Origin of the sequence: Peristeroidobacter soli, assembly GCF_004138485.1 — a bacterium.
Classification (GTDB): Bacteria; Pseudomonadota; Gammaproteobacteria; order Steroidobacterales; family Steroidobacteraceae; genus Steroidobacter; species Steroidobacter soli.
The window spans coordinates 1,578,689-1,591,874 of sequence record NZ_ML142848.1 but is presented as its reverse complement, the minus strand read 5'-3'; the positions used below and the strand labels follow the sequence as shown (position 1 = coordinate 1,591,874).

The following is a 13,186-nucleotide window of genomic DNA, read 5'->3' as shown; positions in this document are numbered from 1 at the left end:
CGGGAGACTACGATATGGTCTTCAGCACTTCGCCGAGACGAGTCACGAGCTCGTCGATTTGCGCCGTGGAGATGATCAACGGCGGCGAGAGCGCGATCGTGTCGCCGGTGATGCGAATCAAGATGCCTTTCTCGAAGCACTTCACCATCGCTTCGTAACCGCGCGCGCCGATCGGAGCGCCCGGGCGAGTCTGCAACTCGATGCCTGCGACCAGGCCGAGATTGCGAATGTCGATGACGTTCGGTGCCGAGCGCAGCGAGTGAACTGCGTCTTCGAACGCTTTCGCCAATTCAGCGCCACGGGTCAGCAGGCCTTCGCGCTCGTAAATTTCCTGAGTCGCGAGACCGGCGGCACACGCGGCCGGATGCGCGGAATAGGTGTAGCCGTGGAAGAACTCGATGCCGTCCGGGCCCTGCATGAAGGCGTCGTAGATCTGCTTGCGAACGAATACCGCGCCCATCGGAATCGCGCCGTTGGTCAGGCCTTTCGCGGTCGTGATGATGTCAGGCATCACGTCGAAGTACTGCGTACCGAACGGAGTGCCCAGGCGGCCGAAGCCGGTGATGACTTCGTCGAAGATCAACAGAATGCCGTGCTTGTCACAGATCGCGCGCAGCTTCTGCAAGTAACCCTTCGGCGGCAGGATGACGCCGGCGGAGCCCGCCATTGGTTCGACGATCACAGCGGCGATGCTCGATGCATCGTGCAACGTCACCAGGCGCTCCAGATCGTCGGCGAGGTGCACGCCCCACTCGGGCAAGCCGCGGGTGAATGCGTTGTGTTCGATGTCGAGCGTGTGACGCAGATGGTCGGTGTTCAACAGCATCGAGTCGAACAGTTTGCGATTGCTCGCCAGGCCGCCCACGGAGATGCCGCCGAAGCCGACGCCGTGATAACCCTTCTCGCGCCCGATCAGTCGCTGGCGTGAAGCCTGGCCTTTCAGGCGGTGATAACCGACCGCGATTTTCAGCGCGGTGTCCACCGACTCCGAGCCGGAGTTGGTGAAGAACACGTGATTCAGATCGCCCGGCATGAGCTTGACCAGCCGGTTCGCCAGCTCGAAGCCGGCGGGATGTCCCATCTGAAACGCCGGCGCGTAATCCAGCGTCGCCATCTGCTCGGCGACCGCGGCGGTGATCTCTTTGCGGCCATGGCCCGCGTTTACGCACCACAGGCCGGCGCACCCGTCCAGTACTTTGCGACCGTCGGGTGTCCAGTAATGCATCCCTTCGGCACGGGCCAGCAAGCGCGGCTGACTCTTGAATTGCCGGTTGGCGGTGAAGGGCATCCAGAAAGCTTCGAGAGCATCGCGCGTGAGGGCCGAGGACATGGTCACCGCCTGAATTGGATTGGAGATCGACAATGCGTGGGATGATAAGAAAAATCAACACGCGCCTCAAATATTCCTGCGAAAAAGCGCAATAAAGTGCTAGTCGCCGGGGAAGGTTGTCTATTATTCTAAACGCCTTGGGATGAACGAGGCGCCAATGAGCATCGATGTAGGCGGTCATTTGAAGGCGGTCCGGATGATGTACGGGCTGTCCCAGCGCGAGCTGGCCAAGCGTGCCGGCGTCACCAACGGCACCATTTCGCTGATCGAGCAGAATCGGGTCAGTCCGTCGGTGAGCTCGCTGAAAAAGGTGCTCGACGGCGTGCCGATGTCGCTGGCCGATTTTTTCACCTTGGATTTGCAGGAATCTCCCCAAGTGTTCTACGCCCGCGACGAGCTGGCGGACATCGGCGATCGCGACGTGCAGCTGCGGCTGGTGGCGGCGAAACGGACCCACCGCGCCATGACCATCATGCACGAGCGGTATCGGCCGAAGGCGGACACGGGTGCCGACATGCTCAGCCACAAGGGTGAGGAGGGCGGCATCATTCTGACCGGCCACATCGAATTGACCGTAGGGGGTCAAAGCAGAGTGCTCGGGCCCGGAGACGCGTACTATTTCACCAGCGCGGTCCCGCACCGGTTCCGCAATGTCGGCGACGAGGCCTGTGAGATCGTCAGCGCCAGCACGCCGCCCACGTTCTAACTGTTACTTCAGAGCGCCCGAGCAGTCATGAAGACCACTGTTGCCGCCACTCAATTCGCCAGCACGCCGGATCGCACGGCCAATCTCGCCACCGCCGAGCGGCTGGTGCGTGAGTCGGCCAGGCAGGGGGCGAACATCATCCTGATCCAGGAGCTGTTCGAGACGCCTTATTTCTGCAAGGAGCACAACCCGCAGTGTTTCTCGGTGGCGATGCCGATCGCGGAGAATCCAGCCGTGCGCCGCTTCCAGGATCTGGCGCGCGAGCTGAACGTGGTGCTCCCTTGCAGCGTCTATGAGCGTGCCGGCAACGCGTTCTACAACTCGGTCGCGATCGTCGATGCGGACGGCTCGCTGCTGGGGACGTATCGCAAGGCGCACATTCCCGAGAGCCCGGGCTATCACGAGAAGTTTTATTTCTCGCCCGGCGACACCGGCTTCAAGGTGTGGCCGACGCGCTTCGGCACCATCGGCGTGGCGATTTGCTGGGATCAATGGTTTCCCGAGTCGGCGCGTGCGATGGCCGTGCAGGGCGCGGAGATTCTGTTCTATCCGACGGCCATCGGTTCGGAGCCGCAGGACCTGAGCATCGACTCGTGCGATCATTGGCAGCGCGCGATGCAGGGACATGCCGCGTCCAACATCATGCCGCTGGTGGCGTCCAATCGCGTCGGCACCGAGCAGGGCGAGCGTTGGAAAGTGACTTACTACGGTTCGTCGTTCATCGCCGATCAAACTGGCGCGATCGTGAAGCAGGCGCCGCGCGAGGGCGAGGCGATCCTCACTGCGACGTTCGACCTCGATGCGATTCGTAACTATCGCAACGCTTGGGGCGTGTTCCGCGATCGCCGGCCGGAGTTGTACGGCCCGATCATGACGCTCGACGGCCGGCAGCGCGCGAGCTGATTCGCGGCGCTCTCCGGCAGGCCGAGCGCTACTTAAGTTCTTTCTCCGGGTGGGAGCGCGTGGGCTCGTTTCTTCTCTGCGTTTGGGCGGGACCGTCGCGTTCATTTCTTTCTCTCTCCGAGTAGGAGGGACCGCGCGCAGGCGCGGGTAAAGGTTATTCATGCAAATTTTCGTTTCATGTCCGCCGGGCGTTGCGGATCTCACTGCCGCGGAGCTGCGGGATTGCGGCGCGACTCAGACGCGCGAGTTCAAACTCGGCGTTCAAGCCGAAGGCTCGCTCGAAGTCGCCTATCGTGCGTGCTTGTGGTCTCGTACGGCGAGTCGGGTGCTGTTGCCTCTCGGGACATTTCCGGCCGCGACTCAAGAAGAGCTGTATCAGGGCATCTCGAGCATCGACTGGCAACAACACCTCAATCCGACAGGCACGCTCGCCATCGATTTCGGCGGCTCGTCGAGCGGCATCACGCACACGCATTTCGGGGCGCTGAAGACCAAGGACGCCATCGTCGATCAATTTCGTGAGCGAACCGGCGAGCGTCCGTCCGTGCAGCTGGAGCAGCCCGATGTTCGCATCGATGTGCGGCTCGATCGCGATCGTGCCACCGTCAGCCTGGATCTTTCCGGCGACAGCTTGCATCGACGCGCCTATCGCGCCCGGGGTGTCGCTGCGCCTTTGAAGGAGAATCTGGCCGCGGCCGTATTGCTTCGCTGTGGCTGGCCCGCCATCGCCGAGCAAGGCGGCGATCTGGTCGATCCCATGTGCGGCTCGGGCACGCTGCCCATCGAAGCCGCGCTGATGGCGCTGGACGTGGCGCCCGGGCTGTTGCGGAGCTACTTCGGTTTCATTCGCTGGCGCGGTCACGATCGTGCGTTGTGGGAACGGCTGATCCAGGAAGCTCGCGATCGCCGGGAAGCGGCGGCGACGAGGAAAGTCACATTGCGTGGCTACGACGCTGACGCGACTGCGGTGCGCGCAGCGATCGAGAACGTCGAACGCGCGAAGCTGCGTGGAGTTGTACATATCGAACGACGCGATCTGGAGCAGCTGACGCGTCAGAGCGAGGCGGCGACCGGGCTGGTGGTCACCAATCCGCCGTATGGCGAGCGCATCGGTGAACAGGATCGATTGCAGGCGCTCTATCAAACATTGGGCGCGAAGTTGCGCGAGCACTTCGAGGGGTGGAAGGCGGCAGTGTTGACGGGCAATCCGCCGCTGGCCAAAGCCGTCGGCATCAATGCGCGCCGGACGCACACGCTGTTCAACGGGCGCATCGAGTGCCGGCTGTTGCGCTTCGAGGTAACGCCTGCCGATTACATCGGTGAGCGCAAGCCGCCGCCGGATGCGGCCCAGGTGCGCGAGCGGCCTGGCGCACAGATGTTCGCCAATCGTTTACGCAAAAACATCAAGACGATGCAGGACTGGGCGCGGCGCGAGAACGTCGATTGTTACCGCATCTACGATGCGGACATGCCCGAGTACGCGTTCGCCATCGACCAGTACGGCAATGGCGAAGATGACCGCTGGGTCGTCGTGCAGGAGTACGCCCCGCCGAAGACGATTGAGCCGAAAGCGGCGCGTGCGCGCCGAAATGAAGCGCTGGCCGTGATTCCGCACGAATTGGGCCTCGCCGCGGATCGCCTGTTCATTCGCGAGCGTCGCCAGCAGAAAGACGGTACTCAATACGAGAAGCTCGATAACGAGCGCGAATATCACATCGTCCGCGAGCAGCCGTACCGGTTCACGGTGAATTTCACCGACTATCTGGATACCGGGCTGTTTCTGGATCACCGGCTGACGCGTCGTCATGTCGGCGAGCTGGCGCGTGGCAAACGTTTCTTGAATTTGTTTGCTTACACGGGCACGGCGACTGTTTATGCGGCGGGCGGCGGTGCCGCGTCGTCGACGACGGTGGATATGTCCCGAACTTATCTCGAATGGGCCAAGCGCAATCTGGCCTTGAACAATCTCGCCGGCCCGGAGCACGGCTTCGTGCAGGCCGACTGCCTGGCCTGGCTGCGCGAGCAATGTGACAAATCGCGACGTTGGGATCTGATGTTCATCGATCCGCCGACGCACTCACGCTCCAAACGCATGGACCAGGACTTCGACGTGCAGCGGGACCACGTCGAGCTATTGACGCTTGCTGCACAGCTGTTGACCCCTGATGGCACCATCGTGTTCTCGAACAATTACACGCGTTTTCGCCTGGATCGCGACGGGCTCGCCGCATTCGAGATCGAGGATATCGGCCGGCGCACGCTGCCGAAGGACTTCGAGCGCAACCCGCGCATCCACGCCTGTTATGTCTTACGGCGTCGGGCCGCCGCTGAAACCAAGGCAGAAGTTACTGAAAAATCTGCTGGCAGGACGGCCCTGCCCTGAGCGAAAGACCCACCGCCAGTGGTCCGAATAGCCACCGGCGAGTGAGGGGCTTTAAGGGAAACGCTGCGTGGAATGGGTGGCCCCTGCGTTTTCCCGCGTAAAAAAAGCGTCGAATACCGGCGCAAGCGCATTGCCATGACGGACCCGTTGCAGCACAATTGCGCCCGCGTTACAGGCCCCCACTCCGGGCCACACACCCATACTCGATTGTGAAGTGATTGTTATGAGCGGCGATCCGTTCCAGGTTCATTTTCATCCCAAGCTGGGCGTCGTGATCTACGACCCGGTCGCGCAGATGGGTCTGGCCCGCGAACAGATGCGCTTGTTCAAGGTCGGCTCGATGACCTCCAGCACCTTCATGCGTGGGATCGTCAGCAAGGATCTGAATCCCTGCGAGGGTGAGTCGGCGAACCAGAGCGCGGCCGCCGTCGAGTCGTACCGGACCGCCCGTACGGGCCGTCGCAAGCCGTACTGCGAGTCGTGCCGCCGTCACTACGGCTCGGTGGACTTCGCTGTCTGCGGCGATTGCAGCGGCATCCGTTGCACCTGTGGCACTTGCAGCTGCGCGTCCAGCTCGCGTCGTCGCAAAGCTGCGTAATTCTTCAGCAGCTGAGATAATCGAAAGGCGCCGCTTGCGGCGCCTTTTTCACATATGAACATTTTCCGTGTCTTCACCGTCGAGGCCGCGCATCGCCTGCCGAACGTTCCGGCGGGCCACAAGTGTGCGCGCCTGCACGGGCACTCGTTCCGTATCGAGCTGCACCTCGACGGCGAGGTCGATGCGGCGACCGGCTGGGTGATGGATTTCGCCGATGTGAAGGCCGCCTTCCAGCCCATCTACGACCGGCTCGATCATCATTATCTGAACGAGATCGAGGGGCTGGAGAATCCCACCAGCGAGAATCTGGCGCGCTGGGTGTGGCAGCAGACCAAGGCGGTGCTGCCGCTGTTGAGCAAGGTCGTGATTCACGAGACTTGCACCAGCGGCTGCGAGTATCGCGGCGACTGATCAGTGCTTCGCCAGCGAGGCGAACGTCGCCTGGATATCGTCGAGGCTCACCGGCTTCACCAGATGCGCCTCGAAGCCTGAATCGGCCGAGCGTTGTTTGTCCCCGGCCAGGCCGTAGCCGGTCACTGCGATCAGGCGCGCATGCGGGACCAGCGTCTTCAACCGGCGCGCCACTTCATAACCATCCATTTCCGGCAAACCGATATCCAGCAGCACGAACTGCGGATTGAAGCTCGCCGCCTGTGAGAGCGCGTCCGCGCCCGAGTAGGCGGTCAGCGTCGAGTGGTCTTCGAGCTGAAGCAATAGTGCGAGCGAGTCGGCCGCGTCCCGATTGTCATCGATGATCATGACGCGTGCCGGACCGCCGCTACCGGCGGTTTCGGCGATCGACGAATCGGATGTTTCGTTTGCGAGCGGCAGCCTCAGGGTAAAAGTCGAACCGCGGCCGGCGCCTGGGCTGTTGCCCGTTACGGTGCCGCCCTGCATTTCGATGAGCATGCGGCACACGGCGAGCCCGATGCCCAGGCCGCCTTGCGAGCGGTCCAGCGCGCGCTCACCCTGCACGAACAGCTCGAACATGCGAGGAATCAGTTCGGGCGGCATGCCGATGCCGTTGTCGGCGATCGTCACGATCGCCGAGCTGTCTTCGGTCATGGTTCGCACCTGGATCTCGCCGCCGGGCTCGGTGTACTTGATGGCATTTGTCAGCAGGTTCGTGATGCATTGAGCGAGGCGCACCTTGTCGGCGTTCACCCAGAGCGGTTCGGGGCACATGCTCGAGGTGAGCCGGTGTTTCTTTTCTTGAATCAGCGGCTGGGTCGTTTCGATCGCCATGTCGATGCACGACTGCAGCGTGAGCCGTTCGCGGTTGATCTCGATGCGGCCTTGGGTGATGCGCGACACGTCGAGCAAGTCGTCCAGCAAGTGGCCGAGATGACCGATCTGCCGCTCGACGATGCCGATCAGCGCTTGCTCTTTCTTATGATTCACCAGGCGCGACAGCGCTTGTGCCGCGTTGCCGATGGCGGCGGCGGGATTGCGCAGCTCGTGGCTCAGCATCGCCAGGAATTCATCCTTGCGCGCATTGGCTTCGCGCAGCCGGGTTTCACTGGCCCGATAGCGTGCTTCGCTTTGCCTCAGTGCCGCTTCCGTCTGTTTGCGCTCGGTGATGTTGGTGCCGGAGCTGACGACGCAGTCCGGCCCCATTGGAAACAGCGTGACCAGAAAGTCCTGGTTGCGGAATTGGCTTTCGTAGCGAGTGACGTGGCGGGTCTGCAGCACCTGCGCGCATTTGGCGATGACGCGGCTGGCGTGCTCGGGATCGAACATCTCCGTCAGTCGGCAGCCGAGCAACTGCTGGCGGTTGTGGCCGAGCAGCTCGAGGGAATTCGTGTTCGCGTCCCGGAACAGCCAATCGACGATGGTTCCCCCGGGATCTCGCACCGCCTGAAGCACGACGAACAACTCGGTGGGATGTTCGAAGATGGCATGGAGCTGGGCGTCGCGTTCGGCGAGCGCATTGGCGTGGCGGACTTCCAGCTCGTTGCGTGCCTGGGTCAGCGACGAGTTCAGCGCTTCGAGGTGGCGTCGCCGCTGATGCAGTTCGGTCAGCACCGTGACCTTGGTGCGCAGAATTTCGGGCACCACAGGCACGGAAATGTAATCGATGGCACCGACTTCGTAGCCCTTGAGCTGGTCCAGCTCGGTGATGTTCATGCCGGTCACGAAAATGATCGGCGTGCGCTCCCAGCGGGGATGTTCACGGATCATGCGGGCGGTCTCGAATCCGTCCATCTCGGGCATGTTCACGTCGAGCAGGATCAGCGCGAATTCCCGGGTCAGCAGCTGCTTGAGTGCTTCTCTGCCCGACAAAGCGCGTACACATTCGACGTCCAGACCGGCCAGCACGGCTTCATAGGTCAGCAACCGGGCGGGTTGATCGTCGACCAGCAGGATGCCGGGCCGGTGCCGGGCTTCGGCCGGCGCTGGGGCGGCCGCGACGCTGGCGGGAGCGTGGGGCGTCGAGCCGGTATCCGTCACCTGGTTCATTCGCGCACTGATTGGAACCCGGGGCGCCTCGCGGTCGGCGACCCAATATTTTATGGCGTTCAGGAGATCTCGGCGGCCAGATCTGCCGAGCGCCAAGGGTCAATGCTCTAGAGCAAAGGAAGTTCCAGGATGCGCCGCTGGGCTAGAGCAAATCGCGAGCCCGGTACCAAAGCATGGCCAGGACCAGTGCCGGCATACGGAGCAGCTCGCCGCCGGGGAAATTCCGGTGCTTCAGCTGGGTGTATAGATCGAAGCGCTCGGCCTGGCCGGCGATGGCATCGGCCGCCAGGCGGCCGGCGATTCCGGTGAGCGCGATTCCATGCCCCGAGAATCCTTGCAAATAATAGATATGCGGCGCCAGGCGGCCGAAGTCGGGGGCGCGGCTCAGGGTGATGTCGACATAACCGCCCCAGGCGTATTCGACCCGCACGTCGGCCAGCTGAGGAAACACTTTGAGCATGCGCTTGCGGGTGGCGGTCGCGGTGTTGAAGGGGTCCAGGCCCGAATAACTGACCCGGCCGCCAAACAACAAACGAGCGTCCGCCGAGCGCCGGAAGTAATCCAGCACGAAGTTGATATCCGTGACGGCAATGTTTTCACGCATGAGTCGCTGCATGCGTGCTTCGCCGAGCGACTCGGTGGCGACGATATATGTACCCACCGGCATGATGCGCGAGCGCAGTGCCGGTACGAGCGCGTTCAAATAAGCGTTACAACAGAGTACGACGAACTTCGCCTTGACCCGGCCGTTCGCCGTGCTCACGACCGCGGGCTGGTCGTAGCTGATGTTTGTAACGAGTGAACGCTCATGGATGGCCACACCCGCGGCGCTCGCTGCCGCTGCCAGGCCCAGCGTGTAATTCAACGGATGCAAATGTCCGCCGCCGCTGTCGTAGAGGCCGGCGCAATAGCGTTGGGTCTCCAGCTTCGATTCGACCTGCGCCCGTTCCAGAAACTCCAGCTGGCGATAGCCGTACATTTCCTCGGCTTCGCGCTTCTCGTGCAAGAGCGCGTCGCGCTGGCGGGGTTTGATGGCGACGTGCATCTGGCCCCAGTGCAGGTCGCAGTCGATGTTGTACTTGGCGACCCGATCGCGGATCAGCTGCAGGCCTTCCAGCGAGATGTCCCACATCCGCTTCGCGTTCTCGATGCCGACCTGCTGGACCAGCTTGCTTTGACCGCTCGCATAACCGCTGATGGCCTGGCCGCCGCTGCGGCCGGAGGCGCCCCAGCCGATGCGCTGCCCTTCGAGCAGCACGACTTTATAGCCGCGCTCGGCGAGATCGAGCGCCGTCGAGCAGCCCGCAATGCCGCCGCCAATGACGCAAACGTCCGCGGTCACATCGCCTTTGAGCTGGGGATGCTCGGGTGCGGGATTCGCGGAGGCGGCGTAGTAGGAGACGGCGGTGTTGCGATCGGTGGTCAAATCGGGCTCCAGTCCGGGTCTCTATCTTACGGTTTTCCGTGCCGCTGCGTCTTTCATACATAGTTAACCCGTCCATTAGGGATCGAACGCATGATCACAAGGGCCTTCATTGCTTCGCTGCTGTCGTTCGGTGCGGTGACCGCTGGCGCGTCGTTGCCGCTCGCGTCGACGCGGCACATCGCGTTCGAGACGGATCAAGGCACGTGGCTGGCGCCGGACGTTGCGCCCGATGGCAAGAGCATCCTGTTCGATCTGCTGGGCGACATCTATTCCATCGGCAGCGGCGGCGGTCAGGCGCGGCTGGTTCTGTCCGGGCCGGCGTTCGACGCCAATCCTGTGTTCTCGCCCGACGGCAGGCAGTTCGCGTTCATCAGCGATCGCTCGGGCGCCAATAATCTGTGGATCGCGAATGCGGACGGCAGCAATCCGCAGCAGATCTCGCAGGATGAAGGGGCAGTCATGTGGACCGGGCCGAGCTGGTCGCCCGATGGCCAATATCTGTACGCCTCTCGCATGGTGCATGCGACGTTGGCGTTCGAAGTCTTCATGTTCAACAAGGATGGCGGCGTCGGCACCCAGGTGACGAAGGCGAAGCCGTCGGGAACGGAGGACTTCGACAATCGGCGCAACGTATTGGGCGCGGTGCTCTCGCCCGAGGGTCGCTACATGTATTTCTCCTCGAAGGCCGGTACCACCTGGACCGAGCAGGAGCCGCCGCAGTGGTCCATCACTCGTCGAGACCTGCGCTCCGGCAAGGACGAGGAGATCGTCAATTCGCTCGGTGAGGCGATGCAGCCGGTCGTGTCTCACGATGGTCGCAAGTTGGTGTACGCCAGTCGCCATCTCAATGACACGGGCCTGCGCATCCGCGATCTGAATTCGGGCGACGATCAATGGCTGTTGTATCCGGTCGATCGCGATGGGCATGACGGCGGTTACTACGCGAATCTGCTGCCGCGCTACACCTTCACGTCGGACGATCGCGCGCTCATTCTGAGCGTCGGGGGCAAGATCAAGCGGCTGGAGTTGGCGGGACGCAAGCTGGCCGATATTCCGTTCACCGCGAAGGTCGAGCTCGATCTCGGTCCGCAGACGCGAGTCGAGCAGCACGAGGAAACCGGCCCGGTTCGAGTACGAGTGATTCAGCGGCCGCGGCAGTCGCCGGACGGTCGCTCGGTCGTGTTCTCCGCGTTGGGTCAGTTATATCTGCTCGATCTGCAAGCGAACGCCAAACCGCGTGCCTTGGGCGCGGGCGTGCAGCCGTCGTGGTCGTCGGATGGCCGCTCGATTGCATTCGTGACTTGGAGTCCGCTCGATGGCGGGCAGGTGTGGACGATGCCCGCTCGCGCCGGCGGCGCTCCGAAGAAAATCACCAAAGAAGCGGCGTATTACACCGAGCCTGTGTTCTCGCCGGATGGCAAGAGCGTGCTGGCGCTGCGGGCGAGTCACTACGATCGACTGCGCACGCGATCGGAGATCGATCCGAGTCGTGCGACCGACATCATTCGTTTGCCGGTGAGTGGCGGCGATGCGCAGCTGATTGCCCATGCTCACGGTGCGCGCTTCCTGGATTTCGGTCGAGAGCCGAATCTGATTCGTTTCTTCACGCCCGAAGCTGTCAAGACGCTGCGGATCGACGAGCCTTCGGCGGAGCCGCGGCGGGTCGTCGTCATTCTGTCGCGCCATCCGTCGCAGTATGTCGATGGCCCGGCGCCCGTCGACGAGGTGCGACTCAGTCCCGATGGGCAGTGGGCGCTGGCCAAGGCCGCGTCGCAGCTCTATCTGGTCGCTGTGCCACCCACGTTGGGTGATGAGCCGGCGGTTGTGAATCTGCTGGCGCCTGCTACGAAGGTGATGAAGCTCACGGCAGTCGGGGCGGACTATTTCGGATGGGCTGAGGGCGGGCGCACGATCACTTGGTCGGTGGGCTCATCGTTCCGTCGCGTTTCGTTGAGCAATGTGACGGACGCAGAGCAGTCAGCTGAGCGCTTCGACGCGGTGGTCGAGGTCAAACGCGACGTGCCGGAAGGTGCGGTGGTGTTGAGGGGCGCGACGGTGATCACGATGCGTGGCGATGAAGTGCTGCCGAACGCGGATGTTGTGGTTGTGAATAACAAGATCGTTGGCGTCGGCGCGCGGGGCGGTGTGCAGGTGCCGGCGGGCGCGGTTGTGCGCGATGTTTCCGGGAAGTACATCGTGCCGGGGTTTGTCGATACGCACGCGCATTGGGCGGAGATCCGGCGGGACATCCTGGAGCCGAATCAGTGGCCGTTCCTGGCGAATCTTGCTTACGGGGTGACGGCAGGGCTCGATGTGCAGCCGTTCACTGTCGATGTCTTCGGTTATCAGGACATGATCGACGCCGGGATGATGTTGGGACCGCGTGCTTATTCCACCGGGCCGGGCGTGTTCGTGAGCAGCGAGATTCATTCGGAAGCGGATGCGCGCAACGTATTGACGCGCTATCGCGATTACTACCGCACGCGGAATATCAAGTCGTACATGGTCGGTGGGAGGCAGGAGCGGCAGTTCATGATTCAAGGCGCGAGTGCGCTCGGGATGATGCCGACGACGGAAGGGGCCTCCGATTTTCGTTTGAATCTCACGCACGCGCTGGATGGCTTCTCGGGGAATGAACACGCGCTGCCGGTCTCGCCGTTGCGCAAAGACGTGATCGAGTTGTTCGCCAGCAGCCGCATCTCATACACGCCGACGATCAGTGTTCTGTATGGAGGTAGGCCGGCGTTGTATGAAATGACGATCAGTCATGTGCCGCAGGGCGATCCGAAAGTTCGGCGGTTTATTCCAGGCGGGCTGCTGGACGTCAAGACGCGCACGCAGAAGTGGACCCGCCATCAAGATCAAACTTATTCGACGTTCGCGGCGGATGCGTTGGCGATTCAGCGAGCGGGTGGGTTGGTCGGCATGGGCAGTCACGGCGAGATGCAGGGCATCGGGTATCACTGGGAGCTGGAGGCGTATGCGTCCGGAGGGGCTACGACGCATGAAGTGTTGCGTGCGGCGACGATTGGGTCGAGTGAGGTGATTGGTCGGGCGACGGAGATCGGCAGCATCGAGGCGAGCAAGTTCGCAGACCTGCTGATTCTGGATCGCGATCCGCTCGCGGATATCACCAATACGAGCTCGCTGAGTTTGGTAATGAAGAACGGAAGGATCTACGACGCTAGTACGCTTGATGAGGTTTGGCCTCGAGAGAAGAAGCTCGAAACGTTGTGGTTTTGGAAGGACGCGCCGCCCTGAAGACCGGAGTCGGCGTCAGTGGTTCGCGCAGGCTAGGGGGTGGTACCTCGTCCCGGCACCGGGCTCGCCCGTCGCGCATTGCGCTCCTAGGCGCACGTCCATGGTGTGCCCTGATACGA

General features: G+C 62.6%; 9 protein-coding genes. 6 read left to right on the top strand and 3 right to left on the bottom strand.

What is annotated here, in order from left to right; genetic code table 11:
* Positions 1-7: 7 nt before the first annotated feature.
* Entirely contained in the window at positions 8-1,330 is a 1,323-nt protein-coding gene (locus tag EKO19_RS06675; RefSeq protein ID WP_129775567.1) for an omega-aminotransferase AptA, read from the bottom strand.
* A 157-nt stretch (positions 1,331-1,487) separates the two neighbouring features.
* Here EKO19_RS06675 and EKO19_RS06670 point away from each other — a divergent pair, with 157 nt between their 5' ends.
* The 5 genes from EKO19_RS06670 (at position 1,488) to queD (ending at position 6,331) form a co-directional block, all read left to right on the top strand.
* Positions 1,488-2,036, top strand: coding sequence for a cupin domain-containing protein (locus EKO19_RS06670; protein ID WP_129775566.1), 549 nt, complete (start codon positions 1,488-1,490; stop codon positions 2,034-2,036).
* A gap of 27 nt (positions 2,037-2,063) precedes the next feature.
* A complete protein-coding gene (aguB, locus tag EKO19_RS06665) occupies positions 2,064-2,939 on the top strand; it encodes an N-carbamoylputrescine amidase (protein WP_129775565.1) in 876 nt (291 codons plus the stop codon).
* A 160-nt stretch (positions 2,940-3,099) separates the two neighbouring features.
* Positions 3,100-5,322 carry a bifunctional 23S rRNA (guanine(2069)-N(7))-methyltransferase RlmK/23S rRNA (guanine(2445)-N(2))-methyltransferase RlmL gene (gene rlmKL / locus EKO19_RS06660; protein ID WP_129775564.1) on the top strand — a complete coding sequence of 741 codons (2,223 nt, stop codon included), beginning with the start codon at positions 3,100-3,102 and terminating at the stop codon, positions 5,320-5,322.
* A gap of 223 nt (positions 5,323-5,545) precedes the next feature.
* Entirely contained in the window at positions 5,546-5,920 is a 375-nt protein-coding gene (locus tag EKO19_RS06655) for a hypothetical protein (RefSeq protein WP_129775563.1), read from the top strand.
* A gap of 54 nt (positions 5,921-5,974) precedes the next feature.
* Positions 5,975-6,331: a 6-carboxytetrahydropterin synthase QueD gene (gene queD / locus EKO19_RS06650; protein WP_129775562.1), complete on the top strand. Its 357-nt coding sequence runs from the start codon at positions 5,975-5,977 to the stop codon at positions 6,329-6,331.
* On the opposite strand, the gene EKO19_RS06645 is transcribed toward queD, so the two are convergent.
* Positions 6,332-8,380: a hybrid sensor histidine kinase/response regulator gene (locus tag EKO19_RS06645; protein WP_129775561.1), complete on the bottom strand. Its 2,049-nt coding sequence runs from the start codon at positions 8,378-8,380 to the stop codon at positions 6,332-6,334.
* Positions 8,381-8,522: 142 nt separating this feature from the next.
* The gene (locus tag EKO19_RS06640) at positions 8,523-9,806 is read right to left on the bottom strand and encodes an NAD(P)/FAD-dependent oxidoreductase (protein ID WP_129775560.1); all 1,284 of its coding nucleotides are present in this window, start codon (positions 9,804-9,806) and stop codon (positions 8,523-8,525) included.
* A gap of 90 nt (positions 9,807-9,896) precedes the next feature.
* Here EKO19_RS06640 and EKO19_RS06635 point away from each other — a divergent pair, with 90 nt between their 5' ends.
* The gene (locus EKO19_RS06635) at positions 9,897-13,067 is read left to right on the top strand and encodes an amidohydrolase family protein (RefSeq protein ID WP_129775559.1); all 3,171 of its coding nucleotides are present in this window, start codon (positions 9,897-9,899) and stop codon (positions 13,065-13,067) included.
* Positions 13,068-13,186 lie beyond the last annotated feature (119 nt).